This is a genomic window from Planktotalea sp. (assembly GCF_049680325.1).
GTDB lineage: Bacteria > Pseudomonadota > Alphaproteobacteria > Rhodobacterales > Rhodobacteraceae > Planktotalea.
In genome coordinates this window covers 1-17,021 of record NZ_JBAUHO010000108.1, presented here as the reverse complement: position 1 = coordinate 17,021, position 17,021 = coordinate 1, and the positions used below count along the sequence as shown (strand labels likewise).

The following is a 17,021-nucleotide window of genomic DNA, read 5'->3' as shown; positions in this document are numbered from 1 at the left end:
GAACTGAAAGAAAGGGCGATGGCTCTGACAAAGCCGGTTGACCAGACGGGTGGACGATATCGACCGGGTGACGAACTCTTGGCGTTCCTCGAAGCGCTCTGAATTATGCCGACACGCCGCGCCGATCTAACTGAAACGCAACTGGTCGTTCGGATCGGCGCGGCATAATCCGAAACGCGGCATTATGTGCGATTTCATGTAGCAATGTCGTGTAGGAGGCGTCCCCGACATCGGCGTTGTCATATCCGCTTACTGCGTTGGTGATATAGACATTGGCATTGGTCAAATGCGCAGATTGTGAATTATAGGAATACCCGTAGTAAGCGACGCCCGCAGTGTAAGAGTATGGCGTACCGGGCAAGGCCGCTGTACCAAAATTCAAATCTCCAAGGCCTGCACCGACAGAATTGAACGTGATGTTAGCAACGTCAGAGTAGTGTTGGAGCGCGGCCAGTGTGTCGGCTTGCAGGATTGCGTCCATAGCATCAAAGCCGCTGACGCCATTCGTGGCAGAAGCCAGAAAACTGATATCCAGCGATACGGCCGTGCCAAGTTCGTTGGCGGTGTGCCATGAAAGAACAGGCGAAACCGTCGGTTCTACCGTCGAAAGAAGGCCATCAATGCGGTCGTCGCCAGAAAGTTCTTTGGGTCATTGCCGTGCTCCATCTCGTTTCGCACTCGAGGCTAGGTAGCAATTGGGTCGAAAGCAAGGAAAGCTGCGGTCATTTTGGGGTTCCCACAAGGTCAGGAACCATAGTTTTCATCGACAGACTGTGGCCCAATGATCGCAACGCTTGATTGTAGAAACAATTTTTCTTTCAGCGTCATATTGTTGCCAAAATAGACCTGTTAAGTTGGATCAAGCACGACAAAGATCGTATAGGCAGGATAATATTGATGAGCAGTTCCCCATATTCAGGGTTAGACCCGCGTGCGTTTTGGAGCAGCGGTGTCGCTGAACAAAGCCCTCTTGCGATGGATGATCTTTATCGGCGCAAGTTCGGCATTCGCAAAAGCGAAGCGATTGCAACGGCGGGTAGTTGTTTTGCCCAGCATATTGCGCGCCATCTGAAAGGGCGCAGCTTTAACGTCATGCAGATGGAGCCGGCGCCAAGCGGAATGGGCGAAGAGGCGGCCAAGGCGCGTTCGTTCGGGATCTACACCTGCCGATATGGCAACATTTACACCCCGACGCAGTTGCTGCAACTGGCCCGAGAGGCGCTGGACGGGCACGAGCCTGCCGAACCGATCTGGGAAAAGGACGGACGTTTCTATGACGCGCAGCGCCCCGGCGTTGAGCCAGGGGGTTGGGCCAGCGAAGAAGAGGTGCGCATGGCGCGCCGTTTCCATCTACGCAATGTGGCCGAAATGTTCATGGAGATGGATGTGTTTGTCTTCACCTTCGGTCTGACCGAGGCCTGGGTTCATCGCGAAACAGGTACGGTTTATCCGACGGCCCCCGGCACGATTGCAGGCACGTTTGATCCAGAGGTCTACGCGTTCCACAACTATACACATTCCGAGACGATCGAAGCGTTCTCCAGCTTTCTCAAACTTATGCGCGCCCATCGCGGGCGGCGTTTGAAATGTATCATTACCGTTTCCCCCGTGCCTTTGACGGCTACGGCCTGCGGCGATCATGTTCTGTCCGCCAGCACCTATTCCAAGTCGGTCTTGCGCGGGGTGTGCGGTGAGCTGAGCCAGCGCAACAAGCTGATTGATTATTACCCGTCATATGAGTTGATTACGGCACCATCATCGCGCGGTATCTTTTATGAACGCAACCTGCGCTCTGTCTCTGCGCCCGGTGTCGAAAATGCCATGCGCCTGTTCCTTAGCGAGCATGATCCGCGAGGCGGGGCAGTGAAAGCCGCGCCCGACGCCAAAGCAAAACCAGAAACCGACGAGCCAACAAGCGATGATGATCTGGTATGTGAAGAAGTTCTGTTGGAGGCATTTAACAAATGACATCCCACCTATGTGTAATCGGAAATTCCCATGTCGCCGCCCTCAAGGATGGATGGCCCCCGCTGACCGGCTTTGCGGATCACGTTCACGCCGATTTTTTTGGCTGTCTGAAAGATGGCATGAAAAGCTTCGGGGAAATCGAGGGCAAACTCGGCCCGCTTGATCCCGAAGCCGCAGCATTTTTTAAGGGCATTGCGACAACGGGCGATTTTGTTGAAGCGGATCGTTATGAAGCGTTCGTGCTGACGGGGATGAAATTCTTCCCGAACAACCTGATCCGTGACTACGCGAATTTTGCGACGCCCAGCACACATAACCATGAAACGGCCCGCAACTTTGTCAGTGATGCCACGCTGGAAGAGGCGCTTTGGGACGAGCTGAAATCAGGCATGATGTTGCATACTGCACGCACGCTGCGCGCGCATACCAACGCGCCGATCTTTATTGTTTGGCAACCGTTCCTAAGCGAAGTTCTTACGCAGATTGAATGGCGCGAAGCGATGTACCGCCCGCTGATCGCAGCAGGGGACGGAGCATTTGTTCAAAAGATAATGGATAACTTTGATGCCCGACTTGAGGCAGAGGGTTTTCAAGTGTTGCGCCAGCCAAAAGAGACAATCGTCGATGGCGTGATGACGCGGAAAAGCTTTGCGGAAGGCTCCAAGCAATTTCGCAAGGGCGGGGGCGCGGAACATCGTGCGCTTGACGTTTTTCATATGAATGCCGATTTCGGCCGTCTGTGTTGGGAAACCTGGTTTGCAGAAGGCGCTTTGCGGTCGGCTTTTCCTGCGCTACCGTCTGATGGGGCAAAACAGGTAGCTGCATAATGGAACGACCCGAACTCACGTTCACTCCCGAGGTCGCGGATCTGGTGCGAAAGCACTATGAGGCGGCTGATGTCATACTGGAATATGGCAGTGGCGGATCAACGGTGATGGCATCCGAGATGCCGGGCAAGACGATCTTCTCTGTAGAAAGCAGCAAGCTCTGGACCCGCCAGATGCGCCGTTGGTTCAACGAGGCACAGCCTGTCTCGAAGCCTATGATGCAGCACATCAACATTGGTGTGACTGGCAAATGGGGCAGCCCCGTCGATACGGAGGGTTTTCAGCGCTATCACTTTTATCCGCTGTCAATTTGGGACACTCCGGAATTCAAACATCCCGATGTTATTCTGGTCGACGGCCGGTTTCGCGTGGCTTGTGCGTTGACTGCAATGCTGCGGTGTGAGCGTGAAACGGTTCTGTTGTTTGACGATTACGAAGGCCGCAAAGGCTATCACGTAATTGAGGATTATCTTGAAAAAGAAGAAACAGTCGGCAACATGGCGCGATTTACTGTGAATAAAACCGAGCTACCGCGCGCCAAGATGACCGAAATTATCGGCAAGTTTTCAAGCCATTTCTGAAGGTTTGAAGGCAGTTACGCCGCCTTCAATGACTTCACGATCATAATCCGATCTGCGGTATTGTTCGCAGCCATTACCACAGAACGCACAAAGCCCATGCCGGACATTTCGCGCACGTGTTCGCCCAGTTTGTGGCTGCGGATGTCGAGAATGATACGTCCCTCAGGCGCGACGTTTGTTTTGAAGAACTCCTCATACGTCGACCAAGGATAATGGAAGCCGCAAGAGATAAAGCTAAAGGCATAGTCCAGCTTGGTGATCTTGCTGAGATCATCGGTTTCTGGATTGTAGGTTTTTATCGAAGCCTTTTTGACGCCATTGTCCGTAAGGAACTTGGAGGCATTGGTGAGGCTTGAATAAGCCGCGCCGGATTCCTTGAAACCAAAGTGACGGTTGTCGTTGCTTTCCAAATCAATCAACGCGAGTTTGCTGTCGTATTCCTTGGCAAGAAACAAATCGAAAAGCGCATAGCCGCAGCCGATATCAGCAACTTTCTTCGGGGCTTTGTCATCGAAGATGTGGCGCAGTTGTTCAAATTCGAGGAAAATAAAAGCGGCAGCACGGCGGATTAGTGTGTCGCGGCCCATGGTTTGGATCAGTTCCAGAATCGGCGTGTCGTTGCCGCGTGTCCATGCACGGATGTAGCGGTTGTAGTTTTCTTGATCGCGAATGATCTCTGAGCGCTGCAAAATCAAATTCAGAACGTCGCTGTCATCCAGCGCATCTGTATTGATTTCAGTGATTTGGGGCGCATCCATTGCGGCCATAGCTTGATCGAATGTAATCATTAGGTACGCCTCTTCGTTTTGTGACTCATTGCCAACAAATCGGAAACAATCAACTGGGTTTACGTGACTTTGTTTACGGAAGTGCCCTATAAGCAAGAAAAAAACGCGAATATCGCGAGAGCAGAGAGCAGATTTGAGTATTCTGGGTATCACATGCATGCGCAATGATGGCGCTTACGCGCCTGAATGGATTGCGCACCACCTTGCCGCCGGTTTTGATCGGATGCTGGTGTTTTCGCATGACAACACGGATGCAACGGGCGAGGTGTTGGATGCTTTGGCAGCTGATCCGCGCGTGCGGCATGTTTCTTTTTCACCCAAGGGAAAGAAGTCTGTTCAATGGCAGGCGCTGAAGTTGGCGCAGGACCATGATTGGTTGCAAGACGCTGACTGGGCGATGTTCTTTGATTGCGATGAATTCTTGTGCTTGCCCAAGGGAGGCACGGTTCGTGATCTGATTGCAGAGCTTGAGGCAGAGCAGGGCGCGTTTGATGCGCTTGCATTGCCTTGGCGTTTGTATGGTTCAAACGGGCAAGAGCGCCGCGGGGAGGGGTTGACCCCGGAGCGGTTTACGCGCGCAGCGCCGATGGACCTGCATTTCCCGATGGGGCATTTGTTCAAGACCCTGCACCGACCATCTGCGTTTCGTGCGCTCGGGGTGCATCGCCCGCGCGCCAAAAAATCCAAACCCGCACGTTGGCTTGGTCCAGAGGGGGCGGAACTGCCGCAAGGCTTTGTTGCGCAAGACGGGGCGATATCGCTTTACGGGATAGGGCAGGGCACACGCAAAGCGTGGCTGAACCACTATTCATTGCGATCAACCGAGGAATTTGTTGCCAAGCGCGCGCGTGGTTTGCCCAATCATATGGAGCGTGAAATCGGCCTGACCTATTGGACCGAGCGCAACTGGAATTCACAGGATGCTCCCGAGATTTTGCCGATGCTGCCAGCAAGTCGCGCCGAACTGGCGTGTTTGCCAGACACGTCCCGTGAGGTTGCAGAATGCCTTGCCGCGCAGGCAAGACTTTACAACGACGCGATGGGTGACATTGATACATTGCGCTTGCATTTTCGCCTTGGCCTACTGACAGGCAGCACACCGCCAACGCGGGAACAGGGCCGTGCGTTTATCCTTGCGCAGGTTGAGACTTTACAGAAAGACAAGTTATGAGTGCGCGTGTGATTGAACGTCTTTTGGCCAGCCAGACCGAAGGGGGCATAACCCTTTTGGACGCAGTTGAGGCGCATGTTGATGGTGCGCGTCTTGTAACCCTGTTCTTTGATGCCGGCGTCGAATTGGAACAGGTTATTGCGCCCAAGCGTGCGACGGTGCTCGAAACACGGTCCGTTGGCGGCGCACCTTATGTGACCTATGACATCCCGAAGAACGTCGCTCTGGAATTTGAGTTCGCGGGCAAGCCTGTTGAAATCACCCCCGCTGAAGCGGAGCTGGAGTTGCTGGAAGGCGCGAATGCGTTGGTAGCGGTGCGCAATGGTGAAAGCGCCGAAACGGTTTTGACGTGGCTGCGCTATCATATCGAACAGCATGCAATGACAGCTGCGGTGATTTTTGATCGCGCTGAACCTGGCAGTGACAAAGGCTTTGCCAAAACGCTGAAAAAGGGTGCAGCGAAACTGGAGTGTACGGTCGTGCTTCTCAGCAGTGACGTACCTTTCGGCAAGCCAGACATGCCTGCGGAAGCGCACCCGTTCTGCGTTGCTGAATCGCCCGGTAAAGATCGCATGGTTGTGCCGCCGCCCAGCCCTTGGGATGCGCCTTTGGGGGCACTTTGTTTTTACGAAATTGCCCGTGCGCGGTTCCTAGATCATGTGCGCGCGGTTGCGAATATCGATGTCCATGATCTGCTGGTGCGCGGCGAAGTGTCGGTCTTTGACGCGGCAGTCGGGGCAGAGGGCGGGTTGATCGCGCTGATCGGGCGTCATTGTTATCCTTGGCGCGTGCGTAACGATCAACCGACGTTGTTTGCCGATCATATTTGTGTGCAATTCGACGCAGGTGGTGGGCGTCAGCGCTGGTGCATCGCACCGTCCAAGGCACCCGAAGACGCGGTTTGGCGGTTGGTGCGTATGGGGAATGCTGTGGCAGACAAAAACCGCACGATGGGATTTTATCGCCACATGTCACTGCGCCATCCGAGCGAGGCGATTTCCAAGATCGTGCCGAAAACATCGCTGATTGAACATCCACCATTGCTTGAACAGGCGACAGAGTTTTGGGGCCATAACCCTGTGCGTATGCCCGAAATCGAGCAGGACAGCGTGTCAAAGGGCAGGGGCCGCTGCGCGATTGTGACGACGATGAAGAACGAGGGTCCATTCATTCTGGAATGGCTCGCGTATCACCGCGCGATCGGGTTTGACGATATCATCGTTTACACGAATGACTGCACAGACGGCACGGATACAATGCTGCAAATGCTGGAGCGCAAGGGCCTTTGCCAATGGCGCGAGAACCGTTTTCGAGAGATGGATCTGAAACCGCAGCACGCGGCGCTTCAATCAGCTGAAGAAGAAGACGTCATTAAGAAGGCCAAATGGGCGACCTGCATTGATGTGGACGAGTTCGTGAATATCAAGGTTGGGGATGGCACGTTGGACGCGCTTTTTGCGGCTGTGCCTGATGCCAATATGATCGCGATGACCTGGCGTTTGTTCGGCAATGGTGATGTGCATGATTATGTTGACGGGCCGATCACCGAACAGTTCCTGCGCTGCGCGCCCGAATTCGCGCGCAAGCCGCATCAGGCCTGGGGGTTCAAGACGCTGTTCCAGAATATCGGCTTGTTCAAGAAGCTGGGCGTGCATCGTCCCAAAGGGCTGAACCCGCAACTCTGGGAAGATATCAATTGGGTCAATGGATCAGGCAATCCGCTGCCGCGCGAGATGTATCGCAATGGCTGGCGCTCGACGATCGAGACCTATGGTTATGATCTGGTGCAGCTTAATCACTACGCTGTGCGCTCTGCCGAGAGCTTTCTGGTCAAACGGGACCGTGGCCGCGTGAACCATGTGGACCGCGATCAGGGTCTCGCCTACTGGTTCCGCATGAACAACAACTATGAGAAAGAAACCTCGATCCTGTCGCGCTTGCCGATGATGAAGGAAGAGCTGGCTCGGTTGATGTCCGATCCGGAAATTGCCGCCGCGCATGAGCACTCGGTCAAATGCCACCGCGCCAAAATTGACGAGCTGAAGGCGACGGAGAACTATTCAAAATTCTTCGAGGAATTGACGGGGGCACGGCAGGAAAAGCTGGCGCGCTTGCATCATCATTTCGGATCGAATGTGTTTCTTTCAGGGCCACTGGTTGTGCCTGACGAAGTGGTTGAAAGAGACCCCGATGGCGATTGGTTCTTCACTGTAGAGCTAGAGGGCGAGACTGCGCACTAGTCAGAACTTTGGTCACTCCAACCTGCCGCCTATGCTTGACACGGGCGCGCGGAGCGGGCGATGTGCCTTTGAATTTAGGAGAGACCCATGACCGATTTTCTGTTCCCTATCGCCCCGACCACCAGCATTCGTGTTGACGGGGAAAGCGCGGCTTTTCCAATAAACAGGATTTTCTGCGTTGGACGGAATTATGCGGCCCATGCCGCAGAGATGGGCAATGTGCCCGACTATGAGGCGCCGTTCTATTTCACTAAGGCTGCTCAACATGCTGTCGCGAGCGGCGCGCGCATTCCCTATCCTTTAGGAACAGAAAATTACCATCACGAGATGGAGCTGACGGTTTTGATCGGTGCCCCCGCGTTTCGTATCTCGCAAGATGACGCCTTGAGCGTTGTTTATGGCTATTGCGCTTCGCTTGATATGACGCGGCGCGATTTGCAAAATGCATCCAAGGACAAACGGCGTCCTTGGGATACATCCAAGGATTTCGAAAACGCCGCGGTCTTTGGTGTTGCCAGCAAAGCGGAGGCATTTGGTGAAATAGCCGATCAGCGTATCGCGTTAAGCGTGAACGGCGCGGCGCGTCAGGATGCCAGCCTTGCAGAATTGATCCATTCCGTCCCTGCGATCATTGCGGATCTGTCGGCTCTTTATCACTTGCAGGCAGGGGATGTGATTATGACCGGAACACCTGCGGGCGTAGGCCCTGTTGGTGCGGGGGATGTTTTGCACGGTTCGATTGACGGGCTTGCCCCGGTTGAGCTGACGATTACACAAGCGGAATAAATAGGAGACTGAGATGATCAAAAGATTGCATACGAACGCCCGCATGAGTCAGGCCGTTATTCACAATGGCACAGCCTATCTTGCTGGTCAGGTGAGTGAAGGCACCAGCGTGACTGCACAGACCGAAGGCTGTTTGGCCAAGGTTGACGCGCTTTTGGCAGAAGTGGGATCAAGCCGCGAGCAGATGCTTTCTGCCACGATCTGGATGGCGGACATGGCTGATTTTGCCGAAATGAACGCCGCATGGGATGCTTGGGTGCCAGAGGGTGCGGCCCCTGCACGCGCGACAGGTGAAGCCAAGTTGGCGACGCCTGAGTTCAAGGTTGAGATCATTGTGATTGCGGCTGTCGCATAAAGCTATCTTTTCTTTGGCGTAAGAAGGCTGCGGGCTGATATTTTTGGCCCGTAGTTTGCCTTGATCGAGGCAACGCCAAATAGCGCTTGCACGTTTTCGATTGGTTTTGCACCAGAACGGGACCATACAGCGCTATGATACCTAGCTCACTCAAATCGGCGTTGCATCACGCTAGGTACTTTCCCTTGTGGTCTGCGCTTACGGTTATCAAATGGCGCGCCTTTGAAATGCGCTCTCGCGGGCTTGGCACGACCTTTGCTGCCGTTATGCGGTGGTTTCCCCCGGCAGGGCGTCGCTTTGATCGTGAAGCAAGACGTATCTTTCCGAATATGAAACGCGGTGATCGCGCTCGGCTTGGTCAGGACATGGGCCGGCACATGGGCCGCACATTGTTCGAGATTTATCATCTGGCCGAATTCCAGACCCAGCATCACAAGTTCAGGGTGTCGGGCACTGGCCTTGCCGACTTAAAAAAGGCGCAATCCGAGGGCCGGGGCGCGATTATTGTTTCGGGGCATTTCGGGCAATGGGAAGCGGTGCGTGCGGTTCTAAAGATGCATGGCCTTGAAAGCGGGGCGGTCTATCGCCCCAACAAGAACCGCCATTACGAACGCCGCATTCTAGCGGGCATCGAGGCAGGTGGCAGGCCTATTCTGCCAACGGGTCGTGCAGGAACAAAAGCGCTGGTTTCGCACGTGAAGGCGGGCGGTATCATTTCGATCTTGCTGGATGAAAAGTATTCGCAGGGTGTTCGGCTGCCTTTTCTTGGGCAAGACGCTTTGACATCTCTTTCTGCAGCGCAGCTTGCGCTAAAGTATGATCTGCTGATGGTGCCTGCTTTTGGTATTCGCATCGACGACGGGAATGCCTACCGCGTCGAATTTGAAAATCCGATCCCCCATACCGATAGCGTGACGATGACGCGTGTTTTTAATGACAGCCTGTCCGCACAGATTCTTGCGCAGCCATCGCAATGGTATTGGCTTTTGCGACGCTGGGACGACATGTGAGCGGCGCTATTTCTATAAAGTTACATTTGAAACCATATTGACTTTGAAACCCACGCCACGCAAAACAGTTACAAACGTAACGATGTATTTCTAGCGCATCTTTATAAGTTTGGTTTGGGAGGACCCGAAATGTTGGACGAACGATATAAGCTGGCATTCAAGGCCTATCCTTATGAGCGTAACGCCGATCAGGATGCAGCAACGCCAACGCGGCATCCTGTTGTGATTATGGGTGGCGGCCCGATCGGGGTTGCAACCGCGCTTGATCTGGGGCGGCAGGGGATACCTGCGATTGTGCTGGATGACCATGAGGGCGTTGGCATGGGCAGCCGCGCGATTTGTTTTGCCAAACGTTCGCTTGAGATCGCCGATCGCTATGGCTGCGGTGATCCGATGTTGGCGAAGGGCGTTGTTTGGAATGTGGGCAAAGTGTTCCACGAAGATCGTAAGGTGTTCGAGTTCAACCTGCTTCCAGAAGACGGCCACAAGTTTCCTGCGTTCATCAACATGCAGCAGCCCTATTTCGAACAGTTCATGATCGAGCGCGTTCGCGAATTGCAGGCAGAAGGTGCTCCGATTGAATTGCGCGGGAAGAACCGTGTCGATGCGGTCAAATTGATGGACGATCATGTCGTGATCGATGTGATGACGCCTGATGGACCCTACACGATCGAAGCAGATTGGCTTATCGGAGCGGATGGCGCGAATTCACCGCTGCGTGGCATGCTAGGGCTGGAATTCGAGGGCCGTGTTTTTCAGGATAGTTTCCTGATCGCGGATATCAAGATGCAGGGCGATGCGAATTTTCCGACAGAGCGTTGGTTCTGGTTTGAGCCCACGTTCAAATCTGGTGCCTCGGCGCTGCTGCACAAACAACCGGATGACGTCTGGCGCATTGATTTCCAGATAGGTTGGGACGTGGATCGCAAGGAAGAGATGAAAGAAGAGAACATCCGCGCGCGGCTTGATGCAATGCTAGGTCCGGATGTTGACTATGAAATGGTCTGGTCATCAATCTACACATTCCAATGCAAGCGCATGGATCGCTTTCGTGAGGGACGGGTGATCTTTGCGGGCGATAGCGCACATCAGGTGTCGCCATTCGGCGCACGCGGCGCGAATTCCGGCATGCAGGACGTGGACAATCTGGGCTGGAAGCTGGGCATGGTGCTGGCGGGAACAGCACCTGAACGTTTGATGGACAGCTATAATAGCGAACGCGCGTTTGGTGCGGATGAGAACATTCAGAATTCAACCCGTGCGACGGATTTCATAACGCCCAAATCCGAGATCAGCAAAGTTTTCCGCAACGCGGTTTTGAACCTGTCCGAGAAACATGCCTTTGCGCGGCCCTTGGTGAATTCTGGCCGTCTGTCTGTGCCTTGCGTTTACGATGGAAGTGCCTTGAATACACCAGATGCGCTGACGGGCGGTCCTGCGCGTGCGCGCCCCGGAAGTTCCTGTCCAGATGCGCCTATGGGTGACGGGTTTTTGTTGCGGCACCTTGGCGATGATTTTGTCGTGCTGGCGATTGATGCAATGCTGCCCGCCAGCTTTGAAGAAGCGGGTCTAAAGCCCCGTTTAGTCACTATATCGAGCAAGGATGATTCCAGCGGTCAGCTAGCGGCGCGCTACCTTGGGGATGCCAATTCAGCGGTTTATCTTATCCGCCCCGACCAACATGTGGCCGCGCGGTTTAACACATTTGACGAAGACGCGCTGCGATCCGCATTGCGCCGCGCAATCGGGCAGGAGGCCTAAGCATGAGCGATCTGAACCTGAACCCGAATATCGAGCGCCCTGATGATTTCTATGCAGATTTGCTGGATGCACATGAGGGGCTTAGCAAAGAGGAAAGCGATGCGTTCAACGCGCGGCTTATCCTTGTACTGGCCAACCACATTGGTGACGGCGAAGTGCTGCGCGCAGCGCTCAAGGCGGCAGCGAAATGATGGTTCTTTATTCGTACTGGCGCTCGACAACTTCATATCGCGTACGCGCGGCGCTGAACCTGAAAGGCTTGGCATATGAGATCCGCTCGGTTGACTTGGTCGCGGGTGCGCAGCGCTCGGATGAGTATACTGCGGTGAACCCCGGGCAGGGTGTGCCGAGTTTGGTGTTGGAAGACGGGCAAGTCCTGACGCAGTCCATGGCGATCCTGGATTATCTGGATCATCTGAAACCCGAGCCTGCCTTGCTGCCTGCTGATCCTATTGCGCGCGCAAAGGTGCTGGCGGCGGCGCATACGATTGCCCTAGATATCCATCCCGTCAACAATCTGAAGGTTGTCGGGCGGCTTAAGGCAGAACATGGGGCAAGCCAAGATGATGGCGTCGCGTGGATGCGTCATTGGATGGTTGAGGGCTTTCGCGCCTATCTCGCGCTTTTGCCGAAGGGCGATCATAAATTCAGTTTCGGCGATGAGCCGTTGCTATGTGATCTTTGTCTTGTTGCGCAGCTTTATAATGCACATCGTTGGGGCGTTGACATGGCTGGCTTCGAGCGCCTGCTGGAGATCGAAACAGAAGCGATGAAGCTGGAAGCGTTCCAGAAAGCCAGGCCAGAAGCGCAGCCTGACGCGAGTTAACCCAGACGGGACATGATGTCTTCCTCGACATCGCGAAGGCGATCCTTGCCGAAGTAGATATCATCCTCGACATAAAAGGTGGGCATGCCGAATGCGCCGCGCGCGACTGCGGCGTTGGTACTGTCAAAGAGCTGCGCTTTGATAGCGTCGTCTTTCGTCGCTTCCAACAACGCAGCACCGTCGAAGCCCGCCTCAGTAAGCGCAGCCGCAGCTATTGCGGGATCGGAAACATTGATCTGATCTTCCCAAGCGAGCGTCATCCCGGCGTCAACAAATTTGCGAAGATCGCCAGTGTTAGACACGACAATTGCCGCGCGCATCAGAAACACGGTGCGCAGTGGAAAATTGGGATTGAAGCTGAATTCGGTCAGCTTGTGCTTGTTGAGGAAGCGTTCGAACTCCAACCAGTCGTATTTGATCTTGTTCTCCACATGGGCGTTGGTTTCCATGGGTGATTTGTTGTTCGTTGCGTTGAAAATGCCGCCCAAAAGGCAGGGCACATAGGTGAATGTGACACCGGTGCGGGCCTCTATGCCGGGGATAAGACGATGCGCGAGGTAGGCGTTCGGACTTGAGAAATCAAAGAGAAAATCAACTTGCATAACTGTGCTACCTCTCGAAAGCGTTCATTGTTAGAAGCTCGTATTCCGCGACCTTGTCATCCTCTTGATTGGTAAGCGTCACGTGCCAGCGTACTTCGCCGTACTCATCATTGCGCGGGGTCTTCTTTTTGACGGTAAGGCGAACCTTTATGCTATCACCCGCTTGTACAGGTTTCATAAAGCGTAGGTTATCAAGGCCGGTGTTGGCAAGGACAGGGCCTTCGTTCGGTTCGACAAACAGGCCAGCGGCAAAGCTGAGCAAAAGATAGCCATGGGCGACGCGGCCTGGAAAGAACGGATTTCGCTTGGCGGCGGCATCATCCATATGCGCATAGAAGGTGTCGCCAGTGAAATTGGCAAAATGTTCGATATCCTCAAGGGTGACGGTGCGCGGATCGGTGTGAATGGTTTCGCCGATCTGGACCTCGTGGAAAGTGCGGGTGAAGGGATGCGCGGGGGCTTTGTGTTCAGCCGCGCCGTCGACCCATGTACCGCCGATCGCTGTCAGGATGTCGGGGCTGCCTTGGATCGCGGTGCGCTGCATATAGTGCATCACGCCGCGCACGCCGCCCAGTTCCTCGCCGCCGCCCGCACGACCCGGACCACCATGCACCATATGGGGCAAAGGTGAGCCGTGGCCTGTCGATTCCCCCATAGAGTCGCGGTTGTTGAAATAGAGCCGCCCATGAAACGCACCGGCGCTTATGGCGACTTCACGTGCCACGTCTGTATTATGGGTGATGACTGAGGCGACGAGAGAGCCTTGGCCCTTGTTCGCCAATGCAATGGCGTGGGGTATATCGCGGTAACCCATGACGGTTGAGACGGGTCCGAAGGCTTCGGTGTCATGCACGCGCTTGGCGCTATCGGGATCGTCACAGTGAAAAACCATCGGCGTCACGAACGCGCCTTTGTGATTGTGGAACTCATCATTGCCATAAACCTGCGTCGCCTCTGATCCAATGATCGCGGCCTTTTCCAACACATCGCGTTTCTGCGCATTGGACACCAGCGCGCCCATGCGCGTTTCTGCGTTGCTGGGATCTCCGATCACGGTTTTGGCGAGGCGATCTGAGAGGGCGCTGATGACCGCCCCGACATGATCTTCGGGCGCGATGATGCGGCGAATGGCGGTGCATTTCTGGCCCGCTTTCGTGGTCATTTCGCGCTGGACCTCATTAATGAAGAGGTCAAATTCTGGCGTTCCAGGGGCCGCGTCGGGGCCAAGAATGGACGCGTTAAGGCTGTCTTGTTCAGCCACAAAGCGGATCGAGTTTTCAAGAATATGGGGATTGGAGCGGAGTTTGAGCGCAGTTTGCGCGGAGCCCGTGAAGCTGACGACATCCTGCAAAGTCAGGTGATCCAGCATATCGCCCAAGCCACCGCTAACCAGCTGCAACGCACCTTCTGGAAGGATGCCAGAATCCAGCATGATGCGCACAGCCAGTTCGGTCACGTAGCATGTTGCAGTGGCGGGTTTCACGATCGCAGGCACGCCGGCAAGAAGGGTGGGCGCGAGTTTTTCGAGCATGCCCCAAACGGGGAAGTTGAAGGCGTTGATATGCACTGCGACACCTTGCAAGGGCGTGCAAATGTGCTGGCCCAGAAAAGTGCCGCTGCGCGAAAGCTGTTCGATTTCGCCGTCGAGATAGACATGCCCATCGGGCATTTCGCGGCGTCCTTTGGAGGCGAAGACGAACATCGTGCCGATGCCGCCGTCTATGTCGATCAGGTGATCGGATTGCGTGGCACCAGTGGCAAAGCTGATATCGTAGAGCGCCTGTTTATGGTCATTCAAAACACCTGCCAGCGCCTTGAGCATGCGGGCGCGGTCATGAAAGGTAAGGGCGCGCAGGTTCGCACCGCCAACGGTGCGCGCATGATCGAGCATGGCCTGCACATCCAGCGAAGCGTTACCCGCCTGTGCCATCTTTTCGCCTGTGACGGCATTCTCGATCGGACGGGCGGCGCTGTCGGGGGCAATCCACACTCCGGCGGCAAAAGAGTTGATCTGAAGCAGGCTCATGGCGGCATCTCCCAAAGTGTTTCGTTATTAATTGACCGCTTGGACGGGTTATGCAAGGAATAATGAAAATGCCGCTTTGGGAGGGGCCAATGACACCAGATGAACGCGCCGCGCGCGCCAGTGCCGCCATGTGGGCAAATGACCGTGCTTCCCCTTGGCTAGGGATCGAAATGGGCGAGGTGCGCGAAGGGTTCGCGCGCATGACGCTCAAGGTAGAAAATCACCATTGCAACGGCCATGATATCTGCCACGGCGGGGTGATCTTCACGCTGGCAGACAGCTGCTTTGCCTTTGCCTGCAATTCGCGCAACCAGAACACGGTAGCGCAGAACAATATGATTACATTCATCGCGCCGGGGCAGCTTGGCGATGTTCTGACCGCCGAAGCGCATGAGACCGCGCTGAACGGGCGTAACGGAATTTACGATGTGCGCGTGAGCAATCAGGACGGGCGCACCATCGCGGAAATGCGCGGGCTATCGCGCGCAATAAAAGGCCAGCTATTTGACGAGGAACAGATATGAGCAACTTGAAACCTGATCCCTCTATCCTTGATCCGATCGAAATTGCGCCGCGCGCCGAAATTGCCGCGCTGCAACTTGAGCGGATGAAATGGTCGCTGCGCCACGCCTATGACAATGTGCCGATGTATAAAGCGCGGTTTGACGAGGCGGGGGTAAGCCCCGACGATTTGCAAAGCCTTGCTGATCTCGCGAAGTTCCCCTTCACCTACAAAAACGATCTGCGCGACAATTACCCCTTTGGCATGTTCGCCGTCCCGCGCGAGCAGATCATGCGATTGCATGCGTCCTCTGGCACAACAGGCAAGGCGACGGTTGTCGGTTATACGGCCAAAGATATCGACACCTGGGCGAACCTTGTGGCGCGCAGCTTGCGTGCGGCAGGGTTGCGCAAGGGCGATTTAATTCACAACGCTTATGGCTATGGCCTTTTCACAGGCGGCCTTGGCGCGCATTACGGCATTGAAAAGCTGGGCGCGACGGTGGTGCCTATGGGCGGTGGCCAGACCGAAAAGCAGGTTGGCCTTATCAATGATTTCAAGCCGCGCGGCATTCTGGTGACGCCGTCTTACATGCTCAATATCCTAGAGGCGTTTCATAAAGCTGGGCTTGATCCGCGCAAAAGTTCGCTTGAGGTCGCGGTCTTTGGCGCAGAGCCGTGGACCGAAGCGATGCGAAAAGAGATTGAAGACGCCTTTGATCTGAACGCGGTGGATATCTACGGTTTGTCCGAGGTGATGGGGCCGGGGGTCGCCAATGAATGCGTTGAAACGAAGGATGGACCGGTCATTTGGGAAGATCATTTCTATCCCGAGATTATCAATCCCGAAACAGGCGAAGTGCTGCCGGACGGGGAGGAGGGCGAGTTGGTCTTTACCACGCTGACCAAGGAAGGCATGCCGATTGTTCGTTATCGCACCCGCGATCTGACGCGGCTTTTGCCGGGGACAGCGCGCTCGATGCGGCGGATTGCAAAGATCACAGGGCGCTCTGATGATATGATGATCCTGCGCGGCGTGAATGTTTTTCCGACGCAAATAGAAGAACAGGTGATGGCGACGGGCGGTCTTGGTCCTTATTTCCAGATCGAGTTGTATAAATCTGGCCGCATGGACGCGATGCGCGTGCATGTTGAGATGCTGCCAGATGCGAATACGGAAGCGGCCAAAGACGCCGCCGCGCGGATGCTGACCAAGCGGATCAAGGATATGGTTGGCGTTTCGACCGAAGTGATTGTCGGCGATCCTGGTACTGTCGCACGCTCGCAAGGCAAAGCTGTACGCGTCGTGGATAATCGGGGCTGATGCCGCGCCCCATCGCCAAAGATCACGCTGAAAAGCGTCTGCATATTCTGAAAGAGGCAGCGCGCGTCTTTGCCGAAGAGGGCATTGCGCGCGCCTCAATGGCGCAGGTTGCGGTTGCGGCGGGCGTGTCCAAGGCGAATATTTATCACTACTATGACAGCAAGCATGCATTGCTTTTTGACATCCTTGATAGCTATCTCTGCGCCCTGCGCGACCGTCTCGCCGGGCTTGATCTGAATGCGCTCACCCCTGATG

The 17,021-nt window shown here is 55.0% G+C and carries 18 protein-coding genes; 14 read left to right on the top strand and 4 right to left on the bottom strand.

Features of this window, described 5'->3' with window-relative positions:
* Window positions 1–103 precede the first annotated feature (103 nt).
* The gene (locus WBC85_RS04460) at window positions 104–481 is read right to left on the bottom strand and encodes a hypothetical protein (protein ID WP_424433472.1); all 378 of its coding nucleotides are present in this window, start codon (window positions 479–481) and stop codon (window positions 104–106) included.
* A 416-nt stretch (window positions 482–897) separates the two neighbouring features.
* Here WBC85_RS04460 and WBC85_RS04455 point away from each other — a divergent pair, with 416 nt between their 5' ends.
* Genes WBC85_RS04455 through WBC85_RS04445 form a run of 3 tightly spaced genes read left to right on the top strand, consistent with a single transcriptional unit; the run spans window position 898 to window position 3,376 of the window.
* Complete coding sequence (locus WBC85_RS04455) at window positions 898–1,968, top strand: GSCFA domain-containing protein (protein WP_424433471.1); 1,071 nt, start codon at window positions 898–900, stop codon at window positions 1,966–1,968.
* Window positions 1,965–2,795: a hypothetical protein gene (locus tag WBC85_RS04450; protein ID WP_424433470.1), complete on the top strand. Its 831-nt coding sequence runs from the start codon at window positions 1,965–1,967 to the stop codon at window positions 2,793–2,795. Before WBC85_RS04455 ends, WBC85_RS04450 begins: the two co-directional genes overlap by 4 nt.
* Entirely contained in the window at window positions 2,795–3,376 is a 582-nt protein-coding gene (locus WBC85_RS04445; RefSeq protein ID WP_424433469.1) for a hypothetical protein, read from the top strand. Before WBC85_RS04450 ends, WBC85_RS04445 begins: the two co-directional genes overlap by 1 nt.
* A 14-nt stretch (window positions 3,377–3,390) precedes the next feature.
* Here WBC85_RS04445 and WBC85_RS04440 read toward each other — a convergent pair whose 3' ends face one another.
* Window positions 3,391–4,164, bottom strand: a complete 774-nt coding sequence (locus WBC85_RS04440; RefSeq protein WP_424433468.1) for a hypothetical protein — start codon at window positions 4,162–4,164, stop codon at window positions 3,391–3,393.
* 133 nt (window positions 4,165–4,297) lie between these two features.
* Between WBC85_RS04440 and WBC85_RS04435 the strand changes: the two genes are divergently transcribed.
* The 8 genes from WBC85_RS04435 to maiA all read left to right on the top strand — a co-directional run bounded on the left by WBC85_RS04435 (window position 4,298) and on the right by maiA (window position 12,313).
* Window positions 4,298–5,335 (top strand): glycosyltransferase family 2 protein, encoded by a 1,038-nt coding sequence (locus tag WBC85_RS04435; protein WP_424433467.1) that lies wholly within the window; start codon window positions 4,298–4,300, stop codon window positions 5,333–5,335.
* On the top strand, window positions 5,332–7,575 hold the full coding sequence (locus tag WBC85_RS04430; protein ID WP_424433466.1) for a glycosyltransferase family 2 protein: 2,244 nt from the start codon (window positions 5,332–5,334) through the stop codon (window positions 7,573–7,575). The genes WBC85_RS04435 and WBC85_RS04430 overlap by 4 nt, the downstream gene beginning before the upstream one ends.
* A gap of 87 nt (window positions 7,576–7,662) precedes the next feature.
* Window positions 7,663–8,361 (top strand): fumarylacetoacetate hydrolase family protein, encoded by a 699-nt coding sequence (locus tag WBC85_RS04425; RefSeq protein ID WP_424433465.1) that lies wholly within the window; start codon window positions 7,663–7,665, stop codon window positions 8,359–8,361.
* A 13-nt stretch (window positions 8,362–8,374) separates the two neighbouring features.
* Window positions 8,375–8,716, top strand: a complete 342-nt coding sequence (locus WBC85_RS04420) for a RidA family protein (protein WP_424433464.1) — start codon at window positions 8,375–8,377, stop codon at window positions 8,714–8,716.
* A 134-nt stretch (window positions 8,717–8,850) separates the two neighbouring features.
* Window positions 8,851–9,726, top strand: coding sequence for a lysophospholipid acyltransferase family protein (locus WBC85_RS04415; protein ID WP_424433463.1), 876 nt, complete (start codon window positions 8,851–8,853; stop codon window positions 9,724–9,726).
* Between the two features lie 129 nt (window positions 9,727–9,855).
* A complete protein-coding gene (locus WBC85_RS04410) occupies window positions 9,856–11,487 on the top strand; it encodes an FAD-dependent oxidoreductase (RefSeq protein WP_424433462.1) in 1,632 nt (543 codons plus the stop codon).
* Window positions 11,488–11,489: 2 nt separating this feature from the next.
* Window positions 11,490–11,678, top strand: a complete 189-nt coding sequence (locus WBC85_RS04405; RefSeq protein WP_424433461.1) for a DUF2783 domain-containing protein — start codon at window positions 11,490–11,492, stop codon at window positions 11,676–11,678.
* Window positions 11,675–12,313, top strand: coding sequence for a maleylacetoacetate isomerase (maiA, locus tag WBC85_RS04400; protein WP_424433460.1), 639 nt, complete (start codon window positions 11,675–11,677; stop codon window positions 12,311–12,313). Before WBC85_RS04405 ends, maiA begins: the two co-directional genes overlap by 4 nt.
* Here maiA and WBC85_RS04395 read toward each other — a convergent pair.
* On the bottom strand, window positions 12,310–12,915 hold the full coding sequence (locus WBC85_RS04395) for a 2-hydroxychromene-2-carboxylate isomerase (protein ID WP_424433459.1): 606 nt from the start codon (window positions 12,913–12,915) through the stop codon (window positions 12,310–12,312). The two genes, maiA and WBC85_RS04395, sit on opposite strands and share 4 nt — an antisense overlap.
* Before the next feature lie 7 nt (window positions 12,916–12,922).
* Window positions 12,923–14,941 (bottom strand): phenylacetic acid degradation bifunctional protein PaaZ, encoded by a 2,019-nt coding sequence (gene paaZ / locus WBC85_RS04390; RefSeq protein ID WP_424433458.1) that lies wholly within the window; start codon window positions 14,939–14,941, stop codon window positions 12,923–12,925.
* Between the two features lie 89 nt (window positions 14,942–15,030).
* Between paaZ and paaI the strand changes: the two genes are divergently transcribed.
* The 3 genes from paaI to WBC85_RS04375 form a co-directional block, all read left to right on the top strand.
* Window positions 15,031–15,465 carry a hydroxyphenylacetyl-CoA thioesterase PaaI gene (gene paaI, locus WBC85_RS04385; RefSeq protein WP_424433457.1) on the top strand — a complete coding sequence of 145 codons (435 nt, stop codon included), beginning with the start codon at window positions 15,031–15,033 and terminating at the stop codon, window positions 15,463–15,465.
* Complete coding sequence (gene paaK / locus WBC85_RS04380) at window positions 15,462–16,766, top strand: phenylacetate--CoA ligase PaaK (RefSeq protein WP_424433456.1); 1,305 nt, start codon at window positions 15,462–15,464, stop codon at window positions 16,764–16,766. The genes paaI and paaK overlap by 4 nt, the downstream gene beginning before the upstream one ends.
* Window positions 16,766–17,021: TetR/AcrR family transcriptional regulator (locus tag WBC85_RS04375; RefSeq protein ID WP_424433455.1), on the top strand; the 256-nt coding region annotated here is incomplete at its 3' end. The genes paaK and WBC85_RS04375, both read left to right, overlap by 1 nt.

What these genes read in the sequence shown, in the direction of transcription:
- WBC85_RS04410 (WP_424433462.1), top strand. Translation starts at nt 9,856, where the DNA reads ATGTTGGACGAACGATATAAGCTGGCATTCAAGGCCTATCCTTATGAG.
- WBC85_RS04420 (WP_424433464.1), top strand. Translation starts at nt 8,375, where the DNA reads ATGATCAAAAGATTGCATACGAACGCCCGCATGAGTCAGGCCGTTATT.
- paaZ (WP_424433458.1), bottom strand. Translation starts at nt 14,941, where the DNA reads ATGAGCCTGCTTCAGATCAACTCTTTTGCCGCCGGAGTGTGGATTGCC.
- WBC85_RS04445 (WP_424433469.1), top strand. Translation starts at nt 2,795, where the DNA reads ATGGAACGACCCGAACTCACGTTCACTCCCGAGGTCGCGGATCTGGTG.
- WBC85_RS04460 (WP_424433472.1), bottom strand. Translation starts at nt 481, where the DNA reads ATGGACGCAATCCTGCAAGCCGACACACTGGCCGCGCTCCAACACTAC.
- WBC85_RS04415 (WP_424433463.1), top strand. Translation starts at nt 8,851, where the DNA reads ATGATACCTAGCTCACTCAAATCGGCGTTGCATCACGCTAGGTACTTT.
- WBC85_RS04450 (WP_424433470.1), top strand. Translation starts at nt 1,965, where the DNA reads ATGACATCCCACCTATGTGTAATCGGAAATTCCCATGTCGCCGCCCTC.
- paaI (WP_424433457.1), top strand. Translation starts at nt 15,031, where the DNA reads ATGACACCAGATGAACGCGCCGCGCGCGCCAGTGCCGCCATGTGGGCA.
- WBC85_RS04430 (WP_424433466.1), top strand. Translation starts at nt 5,332, where the DNA reads ATGAGTGCGCGTGTGATTGAACGTCTTTTGGCCAGCCAGACCGAAGGG.
- WBC85_RS04425 (WP_424433465.1), top strand. Translation starts at nt 7,663, where the DNA reads ATGACCGATTTTCTGTTCCCTATCGCCCCGACCACCAGCATTCGTGTT.
- maiA (WP_424433460.1), top strand. Translation starts at nt 11,675, where the DNA reads ATGATGGTTCTTTATTCGTACTGGCGCTCGACAACTTCATATCGCGTA.
- WBC85_RS04395 (WP_424433459.1), bottom strand. Translation starts at nt 12,915, where the DNA reads ATGCAAGTTGATTTTCTCTTTGATTTCTCAAGTCCGAACGCCTACCTC.
- paaK (WP_424433456.1), top strand. Translation starts at nt 15,462, where the DNA reads ATGAGCAACTTGAAACCTGATCCCTCTATCCTTGATCCGATCGAAATT.
- WBC85_RS04455 (WP_424433471.1), top strand. Translation starts at nt 898, where the DNA reads ATGAGCAGTTCCCCATATTCAGGGTTAGACCCGCGTGCGTTTTGGAGC.
- WBC85_RS04440 (WP_424433468.1), bottom strand. Translation starts at nt 4,164, where the DNA reads ATGATTACATTCGATCAAGCTATGGCCGCAATGGATGCGCCCCAAATC.
- WBC85_RS04405 (WP_424433461.1), top strand. Translation starts at nt 11,490, where the DNA reads ATGAGCGATCTGAACCTGAACCCGAATATCGAGCGCCCTGATGATTTC.